28 protein-coding genes and 1 tRNA gene are annotated in these 25,378 nt (G+C 64.5%); 16 read left to right on the top strand and 13 right to left on the bottom strand.

Annotated features, from left to right (window positions below; genetic code table 11):
• Nucleotides 1-24: 24 nt before the first annotated feature.
• Nucleotides 25-531, top strand: a complete 507-nt coding sequence (locus KTQ36_RS07670) for a sterol desaturase family protein (RefSeq protein ID WP_255554431.1) — start codon at nt 25-27, stop codon at nt 529-531.
• On the opposite strand, the gene rimK is transcribed toward KTQ36_RS07670, so the two are convergent.
• From rimK to KTQ36_RS07655, 3 genes are all read right to left on the bottom strand, one after another.
• Entirely contained in the window at nt 528-1,433 is a 906-nt protein-coding gene (gene rimK / locus KTQ36_RS07665; RefSeq protein WP_218633098.1) for a 30S ribosomal protein S6--L-glutamate ligase, read from the bottom strand. The genes KTQ36_RS07670 and rimK overlap by 4 nt on opposite strands.
• Nucleotides 1,430-1,912 carry an ATP-dependent zinc protease family protein gene (locus KTQ36_RS07660; RefSeq protein ID WP_255554792.1) on the bottom strand — a complete coding sequence of 161 codons (483 nt, stop codon included), beginning with the start codon at nt 1,910-1,912 and terminating at the stop codon, nt 1,430-1,432. The genes rimK and KTQ36_RS07660 overlap by 4 nt, the downstream gene beginning before the upstream one ends.
• Nucleotides 1,913-1,920: 8 nt before the next feature.
• Nucleotides 1,921-2,010 (bottom strand) — tRNA-Ser (locus tag KTQ36_RS07655).
• Between the two features lie 136 nt (nt 2,011-2,146).
• On the opposite strand from KTQ36_RS07655, the gene KTQ36_RS07650 reads away from it, so the two are divergent.
• From KTQ36_RS07650 to KTQ36_RS07615, 8 genes are read left to right on the top strand one after another with little or no spacing between them, the layout of a single operon-like run.
• Entirely contained in the window at nt 2,147-3,220 is a 1,074-nt protein-coding gene (locus KTQ36_RS07650) for a lytic murein transglycosylase (RefSeq protein ID WP_255554430.1), read from the top strand.
• Between the two features lie 54 nt (nt 3,221-3,274).
• Entirely contained in the window at nt 3,275-4,432 is a 1,158-nt protein-coding gene (locus KTQ36_RS07645) for a D-alanyl-D-alanine carboxypeptidase family protein (protein WP_218633095.1), read from the top strand.
• A 3-nt stretch (nt 4,433-4,435) separates the two neighbouring features.
• The gene (gene tmk / locus KTQ36_RS07640) at nt 4,436-5,062 is read left to right on the top strand and encodes a dTMP kinase (protein WP_218633094.1); all 627 of its coding nucleotides are present in this window, start codon (nt 4,436-4,438) and stop codon (nt 5,060-5,062) included.
• Entirely contained in the window at nt 5,059-6,018 is a 960-nt protein-coding gene (locus tag KTQ36_RS07635) for a DNA polymerase III subunit delta' (protein WP_345777685.1), read from the top strand. The genes tmk and KTQ36_RS07635 overlap by 4 nt, the downstream gene beginning before the upstream one ends.
• 20 nt (nt 6,019-6,038) lie before the next feature.
• A complete protein-coding gene (gene metG, locus KTQ36_RS07630; protein WP_218633093.1) occupies nt 6,039-7,541 on the top strand; it encodes a methionine--tRNA ligase in 1,503 nt (500 codons plus the stop codon).
• Nucleotides 7,538-8,323, top strand: coding sequence for a TatD family hydrolase (locus tag KTQ36_RS07625; RefSeq protein WP_218633092.1), 786 nt, complete (start codon nt 7,538-7,540; stop codon nt 8,321-8,323). Before metG ends, KTQ36_RS07625 begins: the two co-directional genes overlap by 4 nt.
• Nucleotides 8,320-9,081 (top strand): MBL fold metallo-hydrolase, encoded by a 762-nt coding sequence (locus KTQ36_RS07620; protein ID WP_218633091.1) that lies wholly within the window; start codon nt 8,320-8,322, stop codon nt 9,079-9,081. Before KTQ36_RS07625 ends, KTQ36_RS07620 begins: the two co-directional genes overlap by 4 nt.
• A complete protein-coding gene (locus KTQ36_RS07615; protein WP_218633090.1) occupies nt 9,081-9,659 on the top strand; it encodes a retropepsin-like aspartic protease family protein in 579 nt (192 codons plus the stop codon). The genes KTQ36_RS07620 and KTQ36_RS07615 overlap by 1 nt, the downstream gene beginning before the upstream one ends.
• Here the strand turns inward: KTQ36_RS07615 and KTQ36_RS07610 are convergent.
• On the bottom strand, nt 9,656-11,377 hold the full coding sequence (locus tag KTQ36_RS07610) for a lytic transglycosylase domain-containing protein (protein WP_218633089.1): 1,722 nt from the start codon (nt 11,375-11,377) through the stop codon (nt 9,656-9,658). The genes KTQ36_RS07615 and KTQ36_RS07610 overlap by 4 nt on opposite strands.
• Nucleotides 11,374-12,108 carry a uracil-DNA glycosylase family protein gene (locus KTQ36_RS07605; protein WP_218633088.1) on the bottom strand — a complete coding sequence of 245 codons (735 nt, stop codon included), beginning with the start codon at nt 12,106-12,108 and terminating at the stop codon, nt 11,374-11,376. Before KTQ36_RS07605 ends, KTQ36_RS07610 begins: the two co-directional genes overlap by 4 nt.
• A 95-nt stretch (nt 12,109-12,203) precedes the next feature.
• Between KTQ36_RS07605 and KTQ36_RS07600 the strand changes: the two genes are divergently transcribed.
• Genes KTQ36_RS07600 through KTQ36_RS07580 form a run of 5 tightly spaced genes read left to right on the top strand, consistent with a single transcriptional unit; the run spans nt 12,204 to nt 18,829 of the window.
• The gene (locus KTQ36_RS07600; protein ID WP_218633087.1) at nt 12,204-13,853 is read left to right on the top strand and encodes an electron transfer flavoprotein-ubiquinone oxidoreductase; all 1,650 of its coding nucleotides are present in this window, start codon (nt 12,204-12,206) and stop codon (nt 13,851-13,853) included.
• Complete coding sequence (locus tag KTQ36_RS11495) at nt 13,825-15,492, top strand: tetratricopeptide repeat protein (RefSeq protein ID WP_218633086.1); 1,668 nt, start codon at nt 13,825-13,827, stop codon at nt 15,490-15,492. Before KTQ36_RS07600 ends, KTQ36_RS11495 begins: the two co-directional genes overlap by 29 nt.
• Nucleotides 15,479-16,300 carry a 4-(cytidine 5'-diphospho)-2-C-methyl-D-erythritol kinase gene (locus KTQ36_RS07590; RefSeq protein ID WP_218633085.1) on the top strand — a complete coding sequence of 274 codons (822 nt, stop codon included), beginning with the start codon at nt 15,479-15,481 and terminating at the stop codon, nt 16,298-16,300. Before KTQ36_RS11495 ends, KTQ36_RS07590 begins: the two co-directional genes overlap by 14 nt.
• A gap of 10 nt (nt 16,301-16,310) precedes the next feature.
• A complete protein-coding gene (locus tag KTQ36_RS07585; RefSeq protein ID WP_218633084.1) occupies nt 16,311-17,648 on the top strand; it encodes an NAD(P)H-hydrate dehydratase in 1,338 nt (445 codons plus the stop codon).
• Nucleotides 17,645-18,829, top strand: coding sequence for a class I SAM-dependent RNA methyltransferase (locus KTQ36_RS07580; protein WP_218633083.1), 1,185 nt, complete (start codon nt 17,645-17,647; stop codon nt 18,827-18,829). Before KTQ36_RS07585 ends, KTQ36_RS07580 begins: the two co-directional genes overlap by 4 nt.
• On the opposite strand, the gene KTQ36_RS07575 is transcribed toward KTQ36_RS07580, so the two are convergent.
• The 5 genes from KTQ36_RS07575 to KTQ36_RS07555 all read right to left on the bottom strand — a co-directional run bounded on the left by KTQ36_RS07575 (nt 18,826) and on the right by KTQ36_RS07555 (nt 22,553).
• Nucleotides 18,826-19,257: an MAPEG family protein gene (locus KTQ36_RS07575; RefSeq protein ID WP_218633082.1), complete on the bottom strand. Its 432-nt coding sequence runs from the start codon at nt 19,255-19,257 to the stop codon at nt 18,826-18,828. The two genes, KTQ36_RS07580 and KTQ36_RS07575, sit on opposite strands and share 4 nt — an antisense overlap.
• Before the next feature lie 44 nt (nt 19,258-19,301).
• Nucleotides 19,302-19,721 carry an MAPEG family protein gene (locus KTQ36_RS07570; RefSeq protein ID WP_218633081.1) on the bottom strand — a complete coding sequence of 140 codons (420 nt, stop codon included), beginning with the start codon at nt 19,719-19,721 and terminating at the stop codon, nt 19,302-19,304.
• Between the two features lie 9 nt (nt 19,722-19,730).
• Nucleotides 19,731-20,159: an MAPEG family protein gene (locus KTQ36_RS07565; protein ID WP_218633080.1), complete on the bottom strand. Its 429-nt coding sequence runs from the start codon at nt 20,157-20,159 to the stop codon at nt 19,731-19,733.
• Nucleotides 20,160-20,222: 63 nt separating this feature from the next.
• Nucleotides 20,223-21,296 (bottom strand): 1,9-bis(guanidino)-5-aza-nonane synthase, encoded by a 1,074-nt coding sequence (locus tag KTQ36_RS07560; RefSeq protein ID WP_218633079.1) that lies wholly within the window; start codon nt 21,294-21,296, stop codon nt 20,223-20,225.
• Nucleotides 21,297-21,365: 69 nt separating this feature from the next.
• Nucleotides 21,366-22,553 (bottom strand): type III PLP-dependent enzyme domain-containing protein, encoded by a 1,188-nt coding sequence (locus KTQ36_RS07555; RefSeq protein WP_218633078.1) that lies wholly within the window; start codon nt 22,551-22,553, stop codon nt 21,366-21,368.
• A 187-nt stretch (nt 22,554-22,740) separates the two neighbouring features.
• Between KTQ36_RS07555 and KTQ36_RS07550 the strand changes: the two genes are divergently transcribed.
• Nucleotides 22,741-23,676 carry a threonine ammonia-lyase gene (locus tag KTQ36_RS07550; RefSeq protein ID WP_345777684.1) on the top strand — a complete coding sequence of 312 codons (936 nt, stop codon included), beginning with the start codon at nt 22,741-22,743 and terminating at the stop codon, nt 23,674-23,676.
• On the opposite strand, the gene KTQ36_RS07545 is transcribed toward KTQ36_RS07550, so the two are convergent.
• Nucleotides 23,673-23,948: a hypothetical protein gene (locus KTQ36_RS07545; RefSeq protein WP_218633077.1), complete on the bottom strand. Its 276-nt coding sequence runs from the start codon at nt 23,946-23,948 to the stop codon at nt 23,673-23,675. The genes KTQ36_RS07550 and KTQ36_RS07545 overlap by 4 nt on opposite strands.
• A gap of 51 nt (nt 23,949-23,999) precedes the next feature.
• Between KTQ36_RS07545 and KTQ36_RS07540 the strand changes: the two genes are divergently transcribed.
• Nucleotides 24,000-24,176, top strand: coding sequence for a hypothetical protein (locus tag KTQ36_RS07540; RefSeq protein ID WP_218633076.1), 177 nt, complete (start codon nt 24,000-24,002; stop codon nt 24,174-24,176).
• Here the strand turns inward: KTQ36_RS07540 and KTQ36_RS07535 are convergent.
• Both KTQ36_RS07535 and KTQ36_RS07530 read right to left on the bottom strand, forming a co-directional pair.
• Nucleotides 24,173-24,637 (bottom strand): GNAT family N-acetyltransferase, encoded by a 465-nt coding sequence (locus KTQ36_RS07535; protein WP_218633075.1) that lies wholly within the window; start codon nt 24,635-24,637, stop codon nt 24,173-24,175. The two genes, KTQ36_RS07540 and KTQ36_RS07535, sit on opposite strands and share 4 nt — an antisense overlap.
• Nucleotides 24,634-25,290, bottom strand: coding sequence for an alpha/beta hydrolase (locus KTQ36_RS07530; protein ID WP_218633074.1), 657 nt, complete (start codon nt 25,288-25,290; stop codon nt 24,634-24,636). Before KTQ36_RS07530 ends, KTQ36_RS07535 begins: the two co-directional genes overlap by 4 nt.
• Nucleotides 25,291-25,378: the final 88 nt, after the last annotated feature.

Here is a 25,378-nt window from a genome sequence, read left to right as displayed (position 1 = left end):
CGAAGTCTAGGCTAAGATAATCCCATGCTTTCCTATCTCTCCCAAATGCCCTGGTGGCAGGCGCTCGCGATCGTCATCGGCGTCGTCGCGCTGATGGAATTGACTGCTTATGCGGCGCATCGCTGGATCATGCACGGCAAGTGGGGTTGGGGCTGGCACGAGAGCCATCACCAGCCGCGCACGGGCCTTTTCGAGCGCAACGACTATTATGCGGTGGTTTTCGCAATCCTGTCGATCACGCTGTTCGCGATCGCGACGCTGACCGGCACCGCGTGGCTATTCTGGGTCGCGGCGGGCATCACGACCTACGGGTTGCTCTATTTCCTTGCGCATGACGGGCTTGTGCATAACCGCCTGCCATTCCGGATCGTGCCCAAAGGCGGCTATCTGCAACGTCTTTATCAGGCGCACCGGCTGCACCACGCGGTCGATGGGCGCGAAGGGTGCGTGAGCTTCGGCTTTCTCTATGCCCCGCCGATCCGCGACCTGAAGGCGCAGCTCAAGCGACCGCAGCCGGGGGCCGACGCCTAACCCTTGCCGCGTGTACGCGTGTTGCCTTCCTTGGCGGTCTTCTCGATGTGCTCGATGATCATGCCGGCAATGTCCTTGCCGGTCGCGCCTTCGATACCCTCGAGACCGGGCGACGAGTTCACCTCCATCACCACGGGGCCGTGATTGGCACGCAGTAGGTCGACACCGCATACGCGCAGGCCCATCGCCTTGGCGGCGGTGGTCGCGGTCTTGCGCTCGATGGCGGTGATCTTGGCAAGCTCCGCGCTACCGCCGCGATGTAGGTTCGAGCGGAAATCGCCTTCCTTGCCGGTGCGTTTCATGGCCGCGACGACCTTGTCGCCGATCACGAGGCAGCGAATGTCGGACCCGCCGGCTTCCTTGATGAATTGCTGCGTGAGGATGTTGGAGCCGACCCCGCCGAAGGCCTGGATGATCGATTCCGCGGCTTTCTGCGTCTCGCCCAGCACGACGCCGATGCCCTGCGTCCCTTCGAGCAACTTGATCACGACTGGCGCGCCACCCGCCATCTCGATAATTTCGTCGGCTCGGCTAGTCTGGTGAGCGAAGACGGTGACGGGCAGTCCGACGCCCTTGCGCGCGAGGAGCTGCATCGAGCGCAACTTGTCGCGGCTGCGGCTGATCGCGACGCTTTCGTTCAGGGGGTAGACGCCCATCATCTCGAATTGGCGCAAGACGGCAGTGCCGTAGAAGGTCACGCTGGCGCCGATGCGCGGGATGACCGCGTCATATTTGGGCAGGTCCTCGCCCTTGTAACGGATCGTCGGGTTGTTGGAGGTGATGTTGATATAGCATTTGAGGTGATCGATCGTGTCGATCTCATGCCCGCGTTCCTGCGCGGCCTCGACCAGGCGGCGGGTGGAGTAGAGCTTCTGGTTGCGGCTCAGGAGCGCAATCTTCACTGGTCACCTTCTTTCGGTTTCTTGCCGCCCAGGTAGGAGCGGCCGGGGTCGATGAGGAATCGTTTCTTCAGGGCCTCTCGGCCGAGCAGCATGCGAAATCCCATCTCGTCTCTATTGGTCAACGTCAGATCGATGTCGAAGGTCCGCGATGCCACGATGACGGGGACACGCACGACGGGGCGAAGCTGCCGCTGGCCGTTGGACGAGGTGATGTAGCGCTCTTCCAGGAGGCGGGCCACACAAGCGATCTCGGGTACCTTGTGACGCTGTACCGGGTGAAGATTGAACGCCAGCCAGTCCTCGCCCTCGCGTTCAATCTTCCGAATGTCGAAGGCGTGGATCGCGGAGGTGCGGGCACCTGTGTCGATCTTGGCCTTCACCAACACATCGTCGAAGTCGGGGAAGCGAACCCACTCGCGCCATCCCAATTTCGGTTTCGGCAATCTCGATCGTAAGGCCAAACGCGTCCCCTGTTGCATCGGCAATGTGGCGGAGAGGGTGGGATTCGAACCCACGGACCGGTTGCCCGGTCACCGGTTTTCAAGACCGGAGCATTCGACCACTCTGCCACCTCTCCGCTTCGAAAAGCGCCTACGGAATACGGTCGTCGCACGCAAGCCGAGACGGACCGTTTCGAGCCCGCGACGAATTTGTCATGCAACGCATTGCGCCACCTCCCGTTCATCATCCAAGTGCAAGCGTAGGATATGGACATGACTCGCCCCATCGGCGCCACGATCGCCGCCGCCGCCATGATCATGGCAACCCCGGCCTGCGGGCAGGAGAGCGATCCACTCGCGCCGCTCGATCGGACCGAGACGGGATCGGCGTCGGCGCAAGGCGGCAGCTTTCGCAGCTACATGAACTATGTCGCGCAGAAAGCGCGTAGCGAGGGAGTGAGTCAGCGGACCATCGATGCGGTGATTCCGTCGTTGAGCCCCAACCAGCGCGTGATCGAACTTGATCGTTCGCAGCCGGGCGGCGGGCCGGGGTCGGGCATCCCGCCTTACGAGCCCTATCGCCGCCGTCATGTCACCAACGATATCGTACAGCGCGGCAAGGCGGAATATCGCCAGCATTATGACACGCTGGTCCGGATACAGCGCGAGACCGGCGTCGATCCGTTCATGATCCTGGCGATCTACGGCAAGGAAACGAGCTACGGGCGGATCACGGGCAATTTCGACTTGCCGCAATCGCTGGCGACGCTGGCCTGGGAAGGGCGGCGCCGCGACCTGTTCGAAAGCGAATTCATCGCCTCGCTCAAGCTCATGGACAAGGGCTACACGCGCCAGCACCTCAAGGGCAGCTGGGCCGGGGCGGCGGGCAAAACGCAATTCATGCCGACCAATATCCTGACGCTGGCTGCCGACGGTGACGGGGACGGGTTCGCCGATATCTGGAACAGCGAGCCCGATGCCTTCGCTTCGATCGCCAACTATCTCAAGCAGGCGGGCTGGAAGCCGGGCATCCATTGGGGCGCCGCGGTGCGTGTGCCGGCCTCGCTCAACCGCGAGGCGGTGAAATCCAACCTCGTCCCGCCGCGCTGCGAACGCGTCTTTGCGCGGCACAGCCGCTTCCTGACGGTGGCCGAGTGGAAGTCGCTTGGCGTGCGGTTCGAAGGCCGGACCCTGCCGGACGACGTGCTCGCGACGCTGATCGAACCCGACGGCCGCAACGCGACGGCGTACCTGACGACGCAGAACTACCGACCGATCCTCGATTATAACTGCTCCAACTTCTACGCGATCACCAACGGACTGGTTGCCGACGCGATCGCGCGCTGAACCCACTTTGCCGCGCGGCGCCATGCCGCTAGGTTCACTTCCATGGAATCACCTATGCGTCTGACTTTGACCCTCGCCGCCGCCAGCGCGCTCGCCCTTGCGCCCGCCGCGGCTTCGCCCACCTTCGAAACGCCCGCCGACACTGCGATCCTGATCGACCTGTCGTCGGGCAAGGTCCTGTTCGAGAAGGATGCGGATCGACAGATCCCGCCTGCCTCGATGGCCAAGATGATGACCACCGAGGTGGCTTTCGAGCTGATCGATGCGGGCAAGCTCGCGCTCGACAAGCAGTGCACCGTGCGGCCCGAGACCTGGCAGCAATGGTCCAACCAGGGTTCAACCATGTTTCTCAAGGTCAACGAGCAGGTGAGCGTCGAAAACCTACTGCACGGCATCGTGACCGTGTCGGGCAATGACGCGTCGGTCGTCCTTGCCGAATGTATCGCGGGGACCGAGCAGGCGTTTGTCGAGCAGATGAACGACCTCGCCGACGAACTGGGGCTCGAGAATAGCCGCTTCGGCAATTCTAACGGTTGGCCCGACGGAGGGCGCACGGTCGTGACCGCGCGCGATCTTGCGAAGCTGGCGCGCGCTTCGATCGAACGGCATCCGACGCTCTACAAGCAGTTTTACGGACAACCCAGCTTCACCTGGGGCGAGACGATGGGCGGAAATCCGATCACCCAACCCAACCGCAATCCGCTATTCGGGCGCGTCGCGGGCGCGGACGGGCTCAAGACCGGCCACACCGAGGAAGCCGGATATGGCTTCACGGGGTCGGCCGAACGCGACGGCCGCCGGCTGATCATGGTCGTGTCGGGGCTGACCAGCCAAGGCCAGCGCACCAGCGAGAGCGTGCGTTTGCTCGAATGGGGGTTCAACGCCTGGGATAGCGCGGGTCTTTACGAAGAAGGCGCCGTGGTCGGACAGGCCAAGGTGCAGCTGGGCAGCAGCGCCAGCGTCGACCTGGTCGCACCGCGCGACCTGGCAGTGACATTCCCGGCTGGCGTTCGCGACGATCCGCGCATGTCGATCCGCTATGAAGGGCCGCTGATGGCGCCCATTGCCAAGGGCGATCACGTCGCCGACCTAGTGGTCGTCACCGATGGACCCGAAGCCGTGCTGCCGCTCGAAGCAGCCGAGGATGTCGGCGAAGCTGGCTTTTTCGGGAAGGCATGGATCGGGCTCAAACAGACGCTGGGACTCGACTAGGCCGTGACGCGGGGCAGGGTCATTGCGCTTGAGGGGGGCGAGGGGGTCGGCAAATCGACCCAGTTGAAGGCGCTGTCCGACCTTTTGGCCAAGCGCGGCATCGAAGTCGTGCTGACGCGCGAGCCGGGCGGTAGCGAAGGCGCCGAGGCCATTCGCGAATTGCTCCTGCAGGGCGAAGAGAAACGCTGGAACGCCCGCGCGGAGGCGCTGCTGTTCGCGGCGGCGCGGTCCGATCATGTCGAAAAGACGATCCTACCGGCGCTGGAACGCGGTGCGTGGGTCATCTCGGATCGCTTTCTCGACAGCTCGCTCGCCTATCAGGGCGAAGCCGGCGGGTTGGGCATCTCGCGGGTCCGCGACCTTCATGAATTCGGGAGCGAGGATTTTCTGCCCGATCGCACGCTGGTGCTGACGCTTGAGCCCAGCGAGGGCGTGCTGCGCGCCAAGCATCGTGACGGGGAAGCCGATCGCATCGGTGGTCGCTCGCCAGCTTATCACGGTGCAGTATTGGCTGGGTTCAGGAAGCTGGCCGAGCAGGAGCCCGACCGCGTCAAGCTGATCGATGCGTCGGGCAACGAAGCGACCGTGACCGCGCGATTGATGGCGGCGATCGCGGACCTGATGCCGTGAGCTCGCTGCTGGGCCAAGACAAGGCGATCGACAGCTTTTTGGGCGCACTACGCAAGGGCACGCCGCATCATGCTTGGCTGCTCGCCGGACCGCGCGGTGTAGGCAAGGGAAAGTTCGCGCGCATGGCGGCCGCGCGGGCGCTCGCGGAATCAGCCGGACCGCAGCCAACGGCACCCGGGATCGAACTGGAAGGAAATCATCCGACCGCGCGTTTGCTCGAAGCCGGGTCGCATCCCGACTGGCGTCTGCTTGAGCGGGTGATGAACAAGTCGGGGACCAACCTCGCGCGCAATATCTCGATCGACCAGGTTCGATCGCTCGGGCATCTGTTCGAGGTGACGCCGTCGATGAGCGACCGGCGCACCGTCATCATCGACGCCGCAGACGACATGGAGGCGCCTGCCGCCAATGCGCTGCTCAAGATGCTTGAGGAACCGCCGTCTTCGACCCTTTTCTTCCTCGTGACCCACGCGCCGGGACGCTTGCTCCCGACGATCCGGTCGCGCTGCCGCCGCCTCGACTTCCAGCCGCTGAGCGAAGGCGACATCGCGACGATCGTGCGTGACCGCTTGCCCAAAGCGGGCGACCCGGAGCGACTGGCGGCATTGGGGCAGGGGAGTGCGGGGCGTGCGATTGCCATCGCGCAGCAGGACCTGCTCCCGCTGGCAGAAGAAGCGCGACGGTTGATGCGCGAAGGCGATCCGACCGGCGCGGCGCGCGCCAAGCTGGCCAAATCGCTTGCGACCAAGGCGGCGTCGGAGCGCTATGCGTCGTTTCTCGAAACGCTGCCCGGCCTGATTGCCGACGAAGCGCGTACCAGCGAGGGCGACCGTCGGGCGAGGGCGCTCGACGCCTATGCCGAAGCGCGCGAGACTGCGGCCATTGCCCCCCGCCTGAGCCTCGATCCGGGCGCGACTGTCTATCGGCTCGGCGGAGTGCTTGCGTCGCTTGCCTGAGGCGGGCTAGGGCAGCGGCCATGAAGCCCTATTATATCACGACCGCTATCTCCTATCCCAACGGGGCACCGCATATCGGTCACGCTTACGAGGCGATTGCCGCTGACGTCATGGCGCGGTTCCAGCGCGCGCAAGGCCGCGATGTCTTCTTCATGACCGGCACCGACGAGCATGGGCTGAAGATGGCCCAGGCGGCGCGTGACAAGGGGATGGCGCCGGCCGAACTCGCGTCGCAAATGTCAAACATGTTCAAGAAGATGTGCGACGATCTTGAGGTCAGTTACGACCGCTTCATCCGCACGACCGACCCCGATCACGTCAAGGCCGCGCAGACGATCTGGCAAACCATGGCCGACAAGGGCGACCTCTATCTCGGCAAGTATGAAGGTTGGTACTCGGTTCGCGACGAAGCCTATTATGACGAAGACGAGCTGGTCGCGGGCGATGATGGCGAGAAGCTGAGCCCACAGGGCACGCCGGTCGAATGGACGGTCGAGGAGACCTGGTTTTTCCGCCTGTCCAACTATACCCAGCCGTTGATCGACCATATCAAGGCCAATCCCGACTTTATCCAGCCCGACAGCCGCAAGAACGAGATGCTGGCCTTCCTCGAGGGCGGGCTCAAGGACCTGTCGGTCTCGCGCACCAGCTTCGACTGGGGCGTTGAGGTGCCGGGCAGTCCCGATCATGTCATGTATGTCTGGCTCGACGCGCTGACCAACTATGCCACTGGCGCGGGCTATCCCGACGACGGGCCGCGCTGGGACCGCTACTGGCCCTGCGATGTGCACCTGGTCGGCAAGGACATCGTGCGCTTCCACACCATCTACTGGCCCGCTTTCCTGATGAGTGCGGGGATCGAACTGCCCAAGCAGATTTACGGGCACGGCCACCTGCTCGCGGCGGGTGGGGTGAAGATGTCGAAATCGCTCGGTAATGTCGTCGACCCCAACCAGATGCTCGAGCGCTACGGTGTCGATGCGCTGCGCTATTACCTGATGCGCGAAGTGAAGATGACCTCGGACGGCAGCGTGGGCGAAGAGGGGCTGGTGACCCGCGTCAACGCCGAACTCGCCAACAGCTTCGGCAATTTGGCGCAGCGCACGCTGTCGATGGTGCACAAGAATTGCGACGCCGTCCTGCCCGAGGCGGGGACGCAGGAAGCCGACAAGGCCCTGCTGGAACAGGTTCGCAAGGCGTGTGAAGAGGATCTCCCCAAATCATTCGAAACGTTCGGTTTCTCTGACGGGATAGAAGCGTGGATCAAGGCGGTCTACGCCTGCAATGCCTATATCGACGAGATGGCGCCCTGGGCGCTCAAGAAAACCGACCCCGAGCGGATGGCAGAAGTGCTCGGTACGCTGGTCGCAGCCATCCGGCCGCTGGCCGAGGCAATCGTGCCGGTGGTGCCGTCAGGCGCCGCCAAGGTGCTCGCAGTGCTCGACAGCGGCAAGGACGGCGCGGCCATCGACAAGCCGACCCCGGCCTTCCCGCGGCTCGAACTGGTGGAGGAAAGCGAATGAAGCTCGTCGATAGCCACTGCCATCTGAATTACGAAGGACTGGAAGAGCGCCAGGACGAGGTGCTCGAAGCGGCCCGCGCACGCGGCGTGACCGCTTTCCTCAACATCTCCACACGCAAAAGCGAGTGGGACAAGATCGTCGCGACTGCGGAGCGCAACGACGATGTCTGGGCCACGATCGGCATCCATCCGCACGAGGCCGATGCGCATCCCGACCTTGGCACCGCAGAACTTGTCGCCAAGTCGGAGCATCCGCGGGTCATCGGCATCGGCGAATGCGGCCTCGATTACTATTACGACAAGTCCGACCGCGCGGCGCAGCGCGAGCGGTTCGAAGCGCATATCGAGGCAAGCCAAGAAACCGGCCTGCCGCTGATCATTCACACGCGCGACGCCGAAGAAGATACGGCCGAAATCCTCACCGCCGCTGCCAAGCGGCAGGGCGGAGCGGTCAATGCCGTGCTCCACTGCTTCACGGGCAGCCGCGAGCTGGCCGAGAAGGGCATGGAGCTGGGCTGCTACGTCTCGATGAGCGGGATCGTGACCTTCAAGAACGCGCAGGAACTTCAGGAGACTGCTAAGAGCCTGCCGCTCGACCGCCTGCTGGTCGAAACGGACAGTCCGTTTCTCGCTCCCGTGCCCAATCGCGGCAAGACGTGCGAGCCGGCGTTCGTCGCCGACACTGCCGCCTTCCTCGCCGACTTGCGCGGGGAGGACCCCGAAATCCTTGCCGACGCGACGACTGCGAACTTCTATACCCTGTTCGGCAAAGCGACGCGGTGAAGTTGCGCATCCTTGGCTGCGGGACGTCGAGCGGCGTTCCCAACCTGCGCACGGGTTTTGGCCAATGCGACCCTGAAGAGCCGAGAAATCGCCGCACGCGGTCGTCGATCCTGGTCGAAAGCGGCGGCATGCGCCTGCTGGTCGATTGCGGCCCCGACGCGCGCCAGCAGCTGCTCGATGCGGGGAGCCCCGCACTCGATGCGCTGCTTGTTACGCATGACCATGCCGATCACGTGCACGGAATCGACGAGCTGCGCCCACTGATCCAGCTTCTGGGTGGGCGGATGCCGCTCTTGGCACGCGAAGACACGATCGGGCGGCTGAAGGACCGTTTCGCCTATGCTTTCCTCGACACCGATTTCTACCCGGCCATGTATGCGCCCCAGGAGATCGACGATGATGGCCGCTTTGGCGATGCGCGCTTGCGCGTCGTCGACCAGCCGCATGGCGGGATTACCAGTCTCGGACTGCGCTTCGACGAAGGCGGGCGTTCGATGGCCTACGCAATCGACTTCCACGAGATTACGGATGAGATGGCCGCGCTCTACCAAGGCGTGGACCTGTGGATCGCCGACTGCCTGATGCAGCGCCCGCATCCGACGCATGCGCATCTCGACATGGTGCTCGACGCGGCAAAGCAATTCAGCGTGGGGCAATTGCTGTTGACCCATATGGGCAACTCCATGGACTATGCCACGCTCAGGGCCGCGCTTCCCGACTGGGCGGCGCCGGCGCATGACGGACTGGAGTGGAATTGATGGAGTGGGTCGCCGGCGGCATTATCCTGTTTTACGCGGGCATGCTCGCCTTCGGCCTGTTCGGAAGAGGCGATGGCGTGGGCAAGCTCGTCAAGATGCTCATGACCTGGCTTGCCATCTTCGCAGGCGCATTCCTGTTCTTTGTCTATGTCGATTATGACGACGTGAAACAGCGGGTGAGCTCCGAACTGTCCGGGACCGCCATCGTCGAGGCGGACGGAACGGTAAGGATCCCGATGCGCGATGACGGCCATTTCTGGGTCGAGGGACAGGTCAATGGCGTGCCTGTCGAGTTTCTCGTCGACACCGGTGCGACGATCACGACCATCGACAAGACCCATGCCGACGCTGCGAACCTGTCACTCATGCGCGGCGTCAGCTCGCAGGTGCAGACCGCCAATGGCACCGTGCGTGTCGAGGTGGGACGGGCAGAAACCCTCGCGGTCGGGCCAATCGTCGAGGACGATATCGTCATCCAGGTCAGCCCGATCCCCGGCGTCAACGTGCTGGGGATGAATTATCTTCAGTCGCTCGATCGCTGGAGCCGTGAAGGCCGCTACCTGATCCTCAAACGTTAGCGCGAACAGGCGACGCCCGCCGTCCCGCAGACGGGATAGCGCGGCGTACGATGCTGCGCGAGATCGCGGAGTGCGGGCGCCCTGCTGCCGACCAGCGCGTGATACATGAAGTAATTGCGCAGCACGGCGGGGATGTAGTGCCGCGTCTCCCAATAGCTGAGGCTCTCCATCCACAGCAGCGGGTCGTTCATATCGTTGATATTCGCCCAGCGCTGTACGGGCACCGGGCCAGCGTTATAGGACGCGATCACGCGGAGCAATTCGTCGCGGGTCGCGCCGTTGCTGCGCATCAGTTCGATGAACGCCTGTCCGTGGTCGAGATTGACCTCAGGGCGCTTCAGATCGGCGACGCTTGGCGCGGGTTGGCCGCGTCGGCGTGCTTCGTCGCGCGCTGTGCCGGGCCGAACTTGCATTAGGCCCACCGCGTCAGCCGGGCTGACGACATACGGACGGAAATCGCTTTCCTGTATAATGTGCGCGAACGCCATGTAGGGATCGATGCGCCAGCCATTGTCGGGCCGCCACGCAGGGGCCGGATAACGGTCGTCGACATCGGCGGCTGCCCCACGCGGACCGTTGGTCGCGAGCCAGTATTGAGCGCCGCCGAGCTGCAGCCGCTTGGCCATCTCAATCAGCGCGCCGTGGAGGCGAGGATCGCCGACCGTCGCTTCGTGCTTGAGATAGGTTTCGGCCTGCTGCGTCCGCCCCAGGGCTGCGAGCCGCTGGGCGCGGATTACGTTGGGTTTGCGCGAAACATCGGCCATATCGCGCTCGGACGGCGCCTCGATCCGTTCGACGGGCTTAAGCGTCATGCCGAGCGTTTCGCGCGCGACCTGCCCGTAGAAGGTTTCGGCATCGGCGGCGGCGGCACGCATGCGCGCCTGCACCTCGTGCGGACGGCGGCATTGCTGCTCCGCGCGCGCCGACCAGTAATGCCCGCCCGCGGCGAGTTCGCGGTCCTGTGTCGACAAGGCGGCCGCACGGAAAGCGGACGAGGCGGCATTGCAATCGCGCAGGCGCCAGCTAGCCAGCCCCTCGACCCAAGCCGAACGGGCATGCCAGTCCCCGCGCGAGGCGGCGCGTCCCTCGGCAGCGATGGCCCGAGCCTGCTGGTCGTTGCCCACCAGATAATAGATCCACGCGACGCGATAGGCGATTTCCGACTGGGCATCGCCGCGCAGTCCCTCGCGCAGTCCGCTGCGGTAAAGCGATTCGGCGGCGGCCGCGTCGTTGACGTCGATATAGGGTGCGAGCGCATCGCGTAGCGTATTGGCGATCGGGTCATCGACCGAACGCCCGCGCTGCCTGCGCGGTGCGCTCCCAAGCGTACGCATCCGATACTGTCCGGCCACCGGCAGGTTGCTCATACCGCGTCGTTCGGCAAGGCGCGCCAATTGCGCGGCGTCGGGTAGGTCGGGCGCAAGGCCGAGCAGGTAGGCAATTTCGTTGCCTTCGACGCGCGGACTGTCGGCGGCGAGATAGAGTTCGCTCGCTGCAACCGCCCACATCGGATCGGCGGGGTTAGCGGCCTGGAGCCGTGTCCGCGCCTCGTCCCAGCGCTTCCATTCGATCGCGCTCAAGAGGGCGTTCCAGTCGGTCTGCACCTGGACACGCGGATCGGCGACCGATTCCTGCACGCGGGGCAGGGGAGCGAGCGGATCCTGCGCATATGCGGGAGAGGCGAGGAAGGCGACGCCTGCCAGCGCAAATCTGATCATTTCGTTCCCATCAGGAGGAGGAGGTCGTTCCAAGCGAGCTTCTTGTCTTGCGGGCGTTGCAGCAACCAGCGCGGATGAAAAGTGGCGACAGTGGGCACGCCCTCGACCGTGTGAAGGTGGCCGCGCGCCTTGGCGAGCGGTTCGCCGAGCACGGCGCGCGCGGTCGCATCGCCGAAGAGGACGAGCGCCTTGGGGCTGGCCTCCCGAACCTGTCGCCGTGCCAGCTTGCCGAGCGTTTTGTGATCGTTGATCCGCTCGCCCGGCAGGTGACCGGGTTCGAGCAGCGCCTGTCGAATGGCGTCGGCGTCGTGGCCCATCGCCTTGATCATCGCATTCGCAAGCGTGCCATTGTCACCACCGAACGGGCTCGCGTCGGCGACATCCTCGCGATCCGGGCGGTCGCCCATGATCATCAGTGGAGCGCCGACCGGGCCGACTGCCGCGACATGGCGTGCACCGCGCTCGTCGCACCGCGCCGCCAGCCATGCGTCGAGTTCGTCACCGTCGGCGGGCAAGGCCGGTGCTTTGGCGGTCGGTGCCGGGGCGGGGGTAGGCGCAGGCGCCGGACGACGTTCCTCCACGCGTGGTTTCGGCGCCTTCGCGATAGTCGGCGCCTTGGCGACGTCGAGCCAAGCGGGCGCGTTCCCGCGCACCGCGACATCGACGCCCGCATCGCGCCACCATTGCAGCAAAGAGGCCGCTTGCCCCGGTTCGATTCCCATCCCGCTCATCTACTTCCCTGTCTCTTGCAGGTTGACGATGCGGTCAATGGCTTGGCACAGCGTGGAACGCCTAAATGATGGCTGGCTGCGACAAGAGGAATTGAATGAGCGACCGCGAATCCATGGAATATGATGTCGTGATCGTCGGTGCAGGCCCCGCAGGCCTGTCCGCTGCGATCCGGCTGAAGCAGCTGGCCGAGGAAAAGGGCCGCGACCTTTCCGTCTGTATCCTCGAAAAAGGCAGCGAGGTCGGCGCGCATATCCTCTCGGGGGCGGTGATCGACCCCAAGGCGCTGGACGAGTTGATCCCCGACTGGCGCGACAAGGATTGCCCGCTCAAGGTCGAGGTCAATGACAATAACCATTGGGTACTGACCAAGGGCGGAAAATATTCGATCCCGCATCTCCTGACGCCCAGCTTCATGCACAATAAGGGCACTTACACGGGAAGCCTTGGCAATCTGTGCCGCTGGCTTGCGGGCCAGGCCGAGGCGCTGGGTGTCGAGATTTTCCCGGGCTTCGCCGCTGCAGAGGTCGTCTATAACGACGATGGCAGCGTGAAGGGCGTTGCGACCGGCGACATGGGCATCGCCAAGGATGGCAGCCATCGCCCCGACTATCAGCGCGGGATGGAGCTGCACGGCAAATATGTCCTGTTCGGCGAAGGCGCGCGCGGGCACCTGACCAAGGGGCTGGTCGAGCAATTCGACCTTCGCGCCAATTCGCAGCCGCAGGTCTATGGGATCGGCATCAAGGAATTGTGGGACGTGCCCGCCGACAAGCATCAGCCGGGCCGCGTGATCCACACACAGGGCTGGCCGCTCCACGATGCGTGGGGCGGGGGCTTCCTGTACCATCAAGAGAACGGGCAGGTCGCATTGGGCTTCGTGGTCGCGCTCGATTACGACAATCCCTACCTCAATCCCTTCCAGGAAATGCAGCGCTGGAAAACGCATCCCGCGATCCGTGCGGAGATCGAGGGCGGCAAGCGCGTCAGCTATGGCGCGCGGGCGATCAACGAAGGCGGCTGGCAGTCCATCCCCACGCTCGCCTTCCCGGGCGGGGCGCTGATCGGATGCAGCGCCGGTTTCGTGAACGTGCCCCGGATCAAGGGGACGCACACGGCGATGAAGTCGGGGATGCTTGCGGCGGAAGCGGCGTATGAAGCGGTGGCGGCGGACCGTCGTGGCGATGTGCTCGAATCCTACGAACCCGCGGTTCGCGACGGCTGGATCGGCAAGGAATTGAAGAAGGTCCGCAACGCGCAGCCGGCGGTGGCCAAATATGGCTCGACCATCGGCACGGTCATCGCGGGCTTCGACATGTGGATGAACCAGATCGGCATCGGCACGCCGTGGACGATGGGTCACCACCCCGACCACACGCAGATGCGGCCCAAGGAAGACGTGCACCCGATCGTCTACGACAAGCCCGACGGCGTGCTGACCTTCGATCGCCTGAGCTCGGTCTATCTCTCGAATACCAACCACGAGGAAGACCAGCCGAGCCACCTGACGCTCAAGGACGACGAGGTCCCGATCGCGATCAACTACAAGCTCTACGACAGTCCCGAACAGCGTTACTGCCCCGCAGGCGTGTACGAAATCGTGGGCGAGGATGTCGGCGATCCGAAGTTGCAGATCAATGCGCAGAACTGCGTCCACTGCAAGACGTGCGACATCAAGGACATGACCCAGAACATCAACTGGGTCGTCCCCGAAGGTGGTGGAGGCCCCAATTATCCGAACATGTAGCCTGATCCTCGCAGCGAGCCTGTTCGCGACCCCGGCGCTCGCGAGCCCGGGGCCGGAGCGGCTCGACCTGTTCTTCGAGGCGCGGACCGCCGAAGCGCTGGGCGATCGCGAGCGGGCAGCGGAGCTTTACGTCGAGCTGGTCGAATCGGGGGCGGCAGACGACACGCTTGCCGCCAACGCGTTGACCGAGGCGATCGGGATCGGGCGCTTCGACCTCGCGCGCAGGATCGCCGCCGTCGAGCGTCATCATGACGCCTACAACATGGACGGGCGGCTCTGGCTGCTGATGCGCGCCATCGAGAATGCCGAAAAGGATGGCGACTTCAGCGAGGCGCTGACGCTGCTGACCGAGGACGTGCGTGTCAGCTACGACTTTATCGCGCCGTTCGTACGCGGCTGGGCCGGGGTGGCGAACAAGAAGGCCGCCACGCAGGATCATGGCCTGTCGCAGCTGACCGGCATGGGCGACGAGCTACCTCTGCGTATCCATGCGCCAGAACAGCTTGGCTACATGCTCCTCCTGCTCAGTCGTCCGGACGAGGCGCTTCCTTATATCGAGCAACGGCTGGCGGGCGCGCGTGGGCGCGAGGCAGCGCTCCGGCTGGCGTATGCCGATGGCCTTGCGCATGCGGGAGCGCTCGATGAGGCGCTGCGGCTACTTGAGGGGGATGACGGCTTGCTCGTGGCGGCGCGCAAACGCCTGTCGGCGGGCAAGTCGCTCGGTATGCGGATCGAGGGGCCGGCGGACGGCCTCGCCCAGCTGATGGTCGCGCTTGCGGTGCAGCTTAATAATGCATCGGACCCGCGCCTTCCTCTGTCGTTCGCGCAATTGGCGCGTTCGGTCGATCCGCAGGATGCCGAGGCATCGGTGGTCACCGCGCTGCTGCTCGACGCGCAGGACCGGACCGACGAAGCGCTGGCGACGCTCCATGGCGTGCGCAAGACGACCCCGCTCAAGCCGCAATTGCGCGATACCGAATTGCAGGTGCTGCTCAACGCCGATCGCGACGAAGAGGCGCTGGCGATCGCCATGGTCGACACCGAGCGCTCTCCCGCACTGCCGGGCGTCTGGGCGCGACTGGGCGACGCCTATAGCAACCTCGAACGCTGGTCCGAGGCGGCCGACGCCTATGCGCGTGAACGCACGCTCAATCCTGACGATTGGACCGTCCTGTTCCTCGAGGCGGTCGCGCACAACGAAGCGGGAGACTGGGAGACCTCGAAAGGCCTGCTCAACAGTGCGATGGCACTGGCGCCGCAAGAACCGGTTATCATGAATTATCTGGGCTATATCAGCCTCGAGAAGGGCGAAGACCTGGAGCGCGCAGACGCGTTGATCCGCGCGGCGTCGGCCCTTGCACCGCGCGACCCGTCGATCACCGACTCGCTTGGTTGGGCCTATTACAAGCTCGGGCGTTACGAACAGGCGGTCGAGATTCTCGCGCGAGCCGCCCGGCTCGACCCGCTGCAGGCCGAGATTCACGAGCATCATGGCGATGCGCTGTGGAAAGCCGGACGCCGCATCGAAGCGCGCTTCGCCTGGCAGGCGGCGCTGACGACGGCGGAAGAGGAGGACCGCATCACGCGGCTCGACGACAAGCTGCAGCTGGGCCTGACCGACGCCAATGCCGCGCCCTGAGGACGGTTGGCTCCGCGAGCCTGCGCCGGCGAAGATCAACCTCGCGCTCCATGTCCGCGGCAAGCGCGACGATGGCTATCACGAGCTGGAAACGTTGTTCGCTTTCTGCACCGACGGTGACTGGGTGAGCGCGATCGTCGACGACGGAATTTCGATCACGACGGTCGGACCGTTTGCGGCGGCGCTAAAGGGCCACGACAACATCATCCTGAAGGCGGCGAACGCGTTGCGCGAGGCGTCCGGTCATCGGGGTGGTGCCCGGCTGATGCTGGACAAACGCCTGCCCGTCGCGAGCGGAATTGGTGGCGGTTCGGCGGATGCAGCGGCGGCGCTGCGCCTCCTGACAGGGCTTTGGGGGATCGATCCAACGCATGCGAGCGAAGTCGCGCCTGACCTGGGGGCCGACGTGCCCGCTTGCCTGCTGTCGATGACGTCCAGGGGAACGGGAAGCGGGACGACACTTGTGGAGGAAGATGCCGGCGTGTCGGGTGACGCCGTCCTGCTGGTCAATCCGGGGCAGCCCGTGTCGACCGCCGCCGTGTTCGCGAATTGGGACGGTCAGGACCGGGGCGCGTTGGACGGGGACTGGCGCGAGGGACGCAACGACCTCGAGGCACCGGCGATCGCCGCGGTGCCGGAGATTGGCGAGGTCCTCGATTGGCTGCGAAACCGTGAAGGCGTCGATATTGCGCGCATGTCGGGGTCGGGGGCGACCTGTTTCGCCTTGTTCGACAGCGACGCGGCGCGCGATACTGCGGCCGCCGCCGTGCCCGACAAGTGGTGGCATCTCGCCAGCAATTTGCGCTAGAGCGCGCTCCATGACGCGAACCATCCTTACTCTCGAGCAGATGCGCGAGGCCGAGCAGGCGGCCGAATGCTCGCTCGGCGAATTGATGGAGCGGGCAGGGGAAGCGCTGGCCGAAGCGGTTGCGCTCGGCAGCGCACCGCGCGCCGTGCTGGTGCTCGCTGGGCCGGGCAATAATGGCGGCGACGGCTATGTCGCGGCGCGGCATTTACGCGATCGCGGATTCGACGTGCGGATCGCCGCACTGGCGGACCCCAAGAGCGATCTTGCTGTCGACGCGCGCACGGCATGGGACGGTGAGGTCGAGCGTCTCGGTGACGACACGAAGCCGGCACCGATTCTCATCGATTGCTTGTTCGGGACGGGATTGAGCCGTCCGCTGGACGATGCGCTGGCCGCGACGCTGATGCGCCTTGCCGAGCGGGCCGAATTCACGATCGCCTGCGACCTGCCGAGCGGGATCGAGACCGACAGCGGTGCACTGTTGAGCGACGTGCCAGAATATGACCTGACGCTCGCCTTGGGTGCGCTCAAGCCGGCGCATCGCCTTTCGCCAGCCATGCGGCATTGCGGGCAAGTCGCGGTCGCCGACATCGGCATCGATGCGGCGAGCGACTGGTTCGAGATTGCAGAGCCGGTCCTGCCGCCGGCGCGGCCCGAGGGCCATAAATATGATCGCGGGCTCGTGCAGTTGCTCGCCGGTGAGATGCCGGGCGCGATCGCGCTCGCGGCGAAGGCGGCGGCGCGGTCGGGCGCGGGCTATGTCCGCCTGTTTACATCGCAGCCGATCGAGGGGCTCCCCGACGCGATCGTCCAGACCGACCAGGGCAGCGTGCAGGACGAGCGTATCGGGTGCCTGCTGGTGGGGCCTGGGATGGGAGATATTCCGGTGCTCATTACGCTAGCGCTGACCGCGCCCAAGCCGATCGTGTTCGACGCGGACGCGATCCGGCATGTCGGCGACCCCGAGCGGCTCGTCGGGCACGACGTGATCCTCACGCCGCACGAAGGCGAGCTCAAGGCGCTCTTCGGCGATATCGAAGGCAGCAAGGCGGACCGCGCGCTGGTCGCGGCGCAGCGCTGCCAGAATGTCGTCGTCTACAAGGGCGCCGACACGCTGGTCGCAGCGCCCGACGGGCGGCTCGGCTTCGCGCCCCCCGCGCCCTCCGCGCTGGCGACGGCGGGAACGGGCGATGTGCTGTCGGGGATCATCGCGACGCTCCGGGCACGCGGGATGGACGCGTTCGAGGCGGCCTGTGCCGGGGTTTGGATCCACGGGCGGGCAGCGGAGCGGGCGGGAGATCCGCTGATCGCCGACGATTTGATCGCAGCCTTGCCGGACCTCACATGACCGAAGTGATCGTCAAGGTCGCGGCGCGCGGGGAAGGGGTGACGGCGTCGGGGCAATATTTCCCCATGACCGCGCCGGGCGATGTGATCGAAAACGGGCAGGTCGCAGCGCGCGGTCCCAATTTCCAGCAGCCACCATGCCGGCATTTCCCGCAATGCGGCGGTTGCCAGCTGCAGCACCTCTCGGACGCTGCCTACGCGCAATATTGCGTCGACCGGCTTGTCGTGGCGCTGGGAAAGCAGGACTTGGAGGCGGAAATCCGCCCGCCGCATCTCTCGCCGCCGCGAAGCCGGAGGCGTGCAAGCCTCAAGGCACTGAACGTCGGAGGCAGGATCAAGCTCGGTTTCAACGAGGAGCGCTCGCACCGCGTCGTCGACCTGGCGGAATGTCACATCCTGCGGCCCGAGCAGTTCGCGCTGATCGGCCCGCTGCGCGACTTGCTACGCCATCTCGTGCCGCCCAAGCGCGTGGCCGAAGTCCACATGACGCTCGCCGACCAGGGCGTCGACCTGATGCTGTCGGGGGTACGCGCCGAGGGTCTGGCGGCAATCGAGGGCATGACCGACTTCGCGACATCGCAGCAGCTCGCTCGGCTGACCATCGACGAGGGCTATGGGGCGGAGCCGCGCTGGGCACCCGAGCCAGTGACGATCACGCTGTCCGGAGTGCCGGTCGGGCTGCCGCCGGGCGCGTTCCTTCAGGCCACCAAAGATGGCGAGGAAGCGCTGGCGCTGGCCGTTAGAGAAGCGGTGGGTGAGGGCGCCATTCTCGACCTGTTTGCAGGATTGGGGACGTTTTCCTTCGCGCTGAAGGATCGCGAGGTGACTGCAGCGGAGGCGGGGCGCGACGCGGTCCTGTCATTGCAGCAAGCCGCGCGCCGGTCCGGGCGCTCGGTCACCGCGCAGCATCGCGATCTCTATCGCAATCCCTTCCAGCCGAACGAGCTTGCGGGCTTCGGGTCGGTCGTGCTCGATCCACCCCGATCGGGGGCCGAAGCGCAGGTGCGCGCGCTGGCGGACAGCTCGGTGTCCTCGATCGCCTATGTCAGCTGCAACCCGTCCACGTTCGCGCGCGATGCGCGAAAGCTCATCGACGGCGGTTACCGGCTCGACTGGGTGCGACCGGTCGGACAATTCCGCTGGTCGACCCATGTCGAGCTGGCGAGCCGCTTCTCGCGCTAGGCGAGATGATGGGCGGCTTCGAGCCCTGCGTGGACCGCTAGGCCTGCGAGGCACAGCGTCGAGGCGATGAACAGGAGGAAGCGGATTTCCACCTTGTTGACGGTCGCCTGGACGAGGCTGTGCAGAACGCGAAAGACAACATAGCCCCATGCGAGCGTGACGTTGATCGCGTTGTTGTCGCCCATCAGGATCAGCGCGATGACCAGCGCGTAGAAGATGGTCGGCTGCTCGACGAGGTGCATGTAATTGTGGTTTTTCCACTGCACCATGCCGGGCAGTTCGGCGATGTCGCGCACGCGCGTGCCTTTGGGGATCTTGCCCCAGCTCTTGACCAGCACCGGCGCCAGCATCGCGGCGAACCAGAGCAGCATGAGGATGGTCCAGCAGGCGAGTGCCACGACCGGGCCGAGGAGCGGATTAAAGTCCATGATCTTCCCCCTTTTTGGTTAGTTTGACGCAACGCGACTGGAAACTAGTTCAGGAATGCAATGAGCGCGATGATGAACAAGCCGAGCAGCGCGAGCGAGGAGACTGCAAAGCCGATCGTGCGGGAGCCTCCGGTGCCCTGCGCGATGGAATGGAGGATGCGGGCTGCGACGTAGGCCCAGGCGAGGCTGAGGGCGATGATGCCACGTTCGCCCATTAGAGCTAGCGCCAAGGCGATCGCATAGAACAGCGTCGGCTGTTCGACGAGATGCTCGTAATTGCGGCGCGGAAAGCTGAAGCGGTCGTCCATGCGTCCCTCGAGATCGCGGGCACGCGCGCCTTTGGTCAGTCCCTTTGTGTCGGCGGTCTTGAGCCCGCGCTGGATTGAGATGCTGGCCCAAATGAGCATGACGAGCGTCCACCCGACGAGGATGATCACAGGGCCGAGCAGCGGGTAGTCGTTCATAGAGTTTCCTTAAGCGGAGAAGGCGCCGACGACGGCGCGGATCGAGAGGAGCAGGAGCGCGATCGAGGCGAGCATGAAGATTGCCCAGCGCACGATAGTGCGGTTCCAGAGCGCCTGGATCAACGAGTGGAGGATACGCAGGCCGACATAGTCCCAGGCGATCTGCCGCGTCGTTTCGCTGGTGTCACCGAGCAGGGCGAGGATCACGACCACGGCATAGAAGAGCGTCGGCTGCTCCATGAGGTGGTTGTAGTTATGCGCTTTCCACTGGACCTTGTCGGGAATGTTGCCGTCGAGATCCTTTCCCGTGCCGCCATGGCGGTCGGTGAGATCGATGCCGGCCTTGCGCATGGCCGGGATACGGGTGGCATAAAGCCAGGCCCACATCACCATCGACCAGAGGATGAGGACGGCAGCCGGTTGCAGCAGCGGTTTCATGAAAAAGGCCCCCGAGTTCAAGTCTCGGAGGGCCTTCTAGCAAAGTTCGTTTCGAATGCGAACCTATTCGAACATCTTTCCGAAGGCGCGCTTGGCGCGAGTCTTCCAGTGGCCGCGGTGATAGGCGTCGCTGGCAAGCAGCGGGAGCACCGAGGTCGCCTCGGCATAGACCATCTGTTCAAGCGCGGTATCGACCTTGCCCCAGCTGCACGCTTCCTGGAGCGTAGAGGAAGAGCACGCGCCGTCGCGGACGTCGGCGACCGTGATCTGTACGGCATATTTGTGCATCTCGACGTCTTCGTGGCCGAGGATTTCGGCGCACACGACCGTGTCCTGCGCAAAATTCTTCGGCACGCCGCCGCCAATCATCAGGAGGCCGGTGGTGCCCGCCTTGATCTTGATATCGGTCAGTTCGCGGAAGTCGGCGATGGCGTCGAGCACCATATAGTCCTTGCCCGCCTTCATGCGGTCGACCTGGTGCTTGACGAGACCAAAGCCCGCCGAGCTGTCGACGAATGCCGGGCAGAAGATCGGCACGTCATGCTCGTAGGCGAGCTTGACGAGGCTGTTGTCCTTCTTGCCGTTCTCCGAGAGATATTTGCCCATCTCGCGGATGAAGGCGCGGCTCGAATAGGGCTTGGGGTCGAGCGAGTTGGCGATGTCGGCGATCGTGTGATCGGTGTCCTGAAGCGCTTCCTCGTCGATATAGGTGTCGTAGATGCGGTCGATGTAGAGCGAACGCAGCACCTTGTCGTCGGGGATCTCGAGCGCCTGGTAATGCTTGTGGCCAAGACCTTCGAAGAAATCCATGTCGACGATTGTGGCGCCCGTGGCGACGATGGCGTCGACCATGTTGTGCTTCACGAGGTCGGCGTAGAGATCCATGCAGCCGCCCGCCGAGGTCGAGCCGGCGACGACGAGAATGACCGAACAATCTTCGTCCTCGAGCATCTGGTTGTAGATGCGCGTGGCGCGCGCGAGGTCGCGCGAGGTGAAGCTCATCTTGCCCATGGCATCGACGATCGGGCGCGCGTCGAACGATTTGATGTCGATATGTTCGACCACGTTCGACAGCAGCTCGGCCTTTTTCTGGCGGTCGATCTGGTCTTCGGCGGGATGAGTGGCAATGTCGCTCATGAAAAATCCTTATCGTCTACGCCGCGGCCAGCGCCACGGACGCTCGTCTTCGCTAATGTCAAAAGCCTGTTACAGGCGGACGACGTTTGAGGGCTCGGCCTGTTCCGCGCCGTAGCCGTACAGGCTCAGCATCGGTTCGTCACTGACCACCACGCGGTCTTCGACGCCAAACCCGTTGAAGCCGGTGCGCATGGCACAGCCATAGGCGCCCAGCATGCCGATCTCGATGAAATCGCCCTGCTGGATGTCCGACGGAAGCATGAAGGGACCCTTCATGAAGTCCATGTCGTCGCAAGTCGGTCCATAAAAGGAGAATTCGGCCAGCTCGGCATGGCTCTCCTCCTGTCGGATCAACCGGACCGGATAAGTCCAGCCAATATGCGCGGCGTCAAACAAGGCGCCATAGGCACCGTCGTTGATGTAGAGATCCTGGCCACGGCGGCGCTCGACGCGCACCAGCACGCTCGAATACTCGGCGCACAGGGCACGGCCCGGCTCGCACCACAATTCGGCCGAATAGCTGATCGGCAGGTCCTCGAACTTCTCGTGAATCGCGGCGAAGTAGGTGGTGAGCGCGGGAGGCTCCATGCCGGGATAGGCCGACGGAAAGCCGCCACCGACATCGACGACGTCGACGGTGACCGCACTCTGCACGATGGCGTCGCGCACGCGTTCGAGCGCGTCGGTGAACGCGGCCGGGGTCATCGCCTGGCTGCCGACGTGGAAGCAGATGCCGAGCGCATCCGCGGTCTGGCGGGTTTCGAACAGCAGGTGGGTGAGCTCGTCGGGATCGGTCCCGAACTTGGTCGCGAGGCTCAGCTTGCTGTGCTCCGACGAGACCTTGAGACGCACAAGCAGGTTCAGGTCTGCGGCGCCCTTGGTCGCGCGGCGAATCTTGAGCAGCTCGTCATAGCTGTCGAGCGAGAAGGTCTTCACGCCGTGCACGAAATAGGCCTCGGCGATCGCTTCCTCGGCCTTGACCGGGTGCATGAAGCACAAGGTGGCGTCGGGCAGCGTCCGCGCGACGAGCCGGACTTCGCCCATCGAGGCGACGTCATAATGGGTAATGCCCGCATCCCAGAGCACCTGCAGCAGGTCGGCGGACGGGTTGGCCTTCACCGCATAGAGCGACTTGCCGGGGAAATTCTCCACGAAGAAACGCGCCGCGCGGTGCGCAGCGTGTGGACGCAGCAATGTCACGGGTTGGACCGGCCGTTTGGCGGTCGCTAGCCCCAGCGCGGAATGATGCTTGTGCAACTCAAGGGACCTCCTGGTGGTGTCGTGTTCAACAGGCTGCCTTGCGGAGGAAGTCCCATGGGGCAGCGGGGGCGATATATTTTGCCGGAAATGCAATGTAAAGCGGTGATTGGGACTAGCCGAAACGGGCTGTCCGAATAGTGAATGGCTCGAGAAAATCGATCGTCTTCATAAGGGGTTAGCTGGGGTGGCGAGCATCGACAGACAAGATGTGCTGGACGCGGGCCAACGGATTGCCGGCTCGGTTCGCCTTACACCGGTGACCGCCGTGCCGATTGCCGGGGTCGATGTCGCGGTCAAATGGGAGAATCGCCAGGAGGGCGGTGCCTTCAAATTGCGGGGCGCGTCGAACCGGTTGTTGGCGCTCACGCCCGAGGAGCGCGCGCGGGGGGTGGTGGCCTTTTCGAGCGGCAATCATGCGCGCGGTGTGGCGATCGCGGCGCGACGGCTTGGTATGAACGCCATCATCGTCATGCCGGAAGACGCTCCGCGCGTGAAACTGGACGCCACCCGAGCCGAAGGCGCCGAGATCGTGACCTATGACCGGCTTACCGAAAGCCGCGAAAAGCTCGCCGCCGAGATCGCCGAACGACGCGGGGCGACCTTGGTGCCGAGCTTCGACGATCCTTACATCGCCGCAGGACAGGGCACGATCGGGCTCGAGCTACTCGAGCAGGTTCCGGACCTCGAGCGTATCATCATCTGCTGCGGGGGCGGCGGGCTCGCATCGGGGATCGCGCTCGCATGCCCCGAGGCCGAAATCGTGATCGTCGAGCCGGAGGGTTGGGACGATATGGCGCGTTCGCTCGAAAGCGGGCGGCCGGAGCGGCTTTCGCCGCCACTGCCAGAAACGCTGTGCGATGCCATCCAGACCCTGCAGCCCGCGCAGTTGACGCTCGACGTATTGCGAGCACGCGGGGCGCAGGCGGTCCAGGTGAGTGAACAGGCGGTGCGTGAAGCGGTCGCCTTTGCCCATCATGAATGTGGCGAGACGGTCGAGCCGGGGGGCTCGGTAGCGCTGGCGGCTCTGCTATCGGGTGTGGTCACACCGCGCGCAGGCGATGTCGCGATCGTGTCGGGGGGCAATATCGACCCGGCGCTGCACGCCGAGCTGGTGGGCTAGCTCGCCTGGCGGCTCTGGTAGGGGCCGGGATTGAGCTGGGCAGGGCTCGAACGCTCGACCGCCTGGATCAGCTCTTCGAGCTCGGCCGCGAGGATCTGCAATTCCGCTGCCAGCGCCTTGGGATCGGCATCGCCGAGGCCTGCAGTCGATTCCATCAAAGTCTCGAGCATCATGGCGATGCACGGCAGGATGGTTTCCTCGATACGCTCGAAGGCTTCTTCGAGGCGCTGCTCGGGGCCGACACCGGCGTTGATGGGCGTGATGGCGTTCATGAGCACGCTGTTTAGGCTGACGAGCGTTAAGAAGCCGTATAGAATGGCCCCATGTCCGGAATCGCTGCCGCCGCGCTGTCCATCGCCATGATCGCCGCCGCCCTGCTTGGCGGGGTCGGCTTCAAACAGATTCTCAAGAAGGACGACAAGATCGCTCGTCAGCGAGGGCTTATGATGGTCGCGATGGCGATCATCCTGATCGGCAACGTGCTGATCTGGACGATCTAGGGCTCGATGTCGAAATGGTGGACGTCCTCGCGGCGTCCCAGCTTGCTGTAGAGTGCGATGGGTCCTTCGTCGCCCTGGTCGGCGCCAAGGAATAATGTCCAGGCGCCGACGTCGCGTGCGACCTCGCGCGCAGCCTCGATCAAAGCGGTCGCAATGCCTCTGCGTCTGCGGTCGGCAGCGACGGCGAGATCGTAGATGAAGATTTCGGCGCGCTCCTGCTCCCATTTGCGCAGGATGTAGCCAGCGAGGGCACCGACGGGTCGGTCGCCTTCCCATGCCCCGAGAGCGAGAAAGTCGGGATCGGTGCAGCGTGCCGCGAGATAAGCGTCCGATGGCGGCGCCTCGGCATAATCCCGATAGTCGGGTTCGTCGGCGTTGAAGACTTCGTGGAAGAGCGCGTTGAGCGACCGGAGGTCGGCGACGTCACCGTCACCGATCCGCCGGATCGCAACGTCGCTCACCGGATCGGGCAATCCGGGTCGAGGCGGAAGTCGAGATAGGTGTCGATTTCCTTGAACAGCTCGTCAATCTCGTCGGCGAAGAAGTGGTTCGCGCCCTGGATTTCCTTGTGTTCGATCGTGATGTGCTTTTGCGTGCGCAGCTTGTCGACCAGCTTCTGGACTGCGGACGGGGTCACGACCTCGTCATTGGTGCCCTGGATAATGATGCCGCTTGCGGGGCAGGGGGCGAGGAAGGCGAAGTCGTACATGTTGGCGGGCGGCGCGATCGAGATGAAGCCGCGAATCTCGGGGCGGCGCATCAAGAGCTGCATGCCGATCCACGCGCCGAAGCTGACACCGGCGACCCAGGTCACCTCGGCTTCGGGATGGACCTGCTGGACCCAGTCGAGCGCGGCGGCGGCATCGGAAAGTTCGCCGATGCCGTTGTCGAACGTGCCCTGACTCTTGCCCACGCCGCGGAAGTTGAAGCGCAGCGTCGCGAAGCCGCGGCGGACGAAGTCCTTGTGCAGCATCTGGACGATTCGGTTGTTCATCGTCCCGCCGGCCTGCGGATGCGAGTGAAGGATCAGCGCGACGGGGGCGCGGGGGCGCGGACCCGGGGTGAAACGACCTTCGAGACGACCTTCAGGGCCGGGAAAAATGACTTCGGGCATGAAAAACTCGGTTCCGATGTAATAATGTTGCACGAAAGGGTTTCGCGCGGACGCGCTTCTATATAGGGGGTAGCGCGTAATGGGCAAT

Source organism: Sphingomicrobium clamense (assembly GCF_019264355.1).
GTDB lineage: Bacteria > Pseudomonadota > Alphaproteobacteria > Sphingomonadales > Sphingomonadaceae > Sphingomicrobium > Sphingomicrobium clamense.
This window is presented reverse-complemented; position numbering and strand designations above follow the sequence as displayed.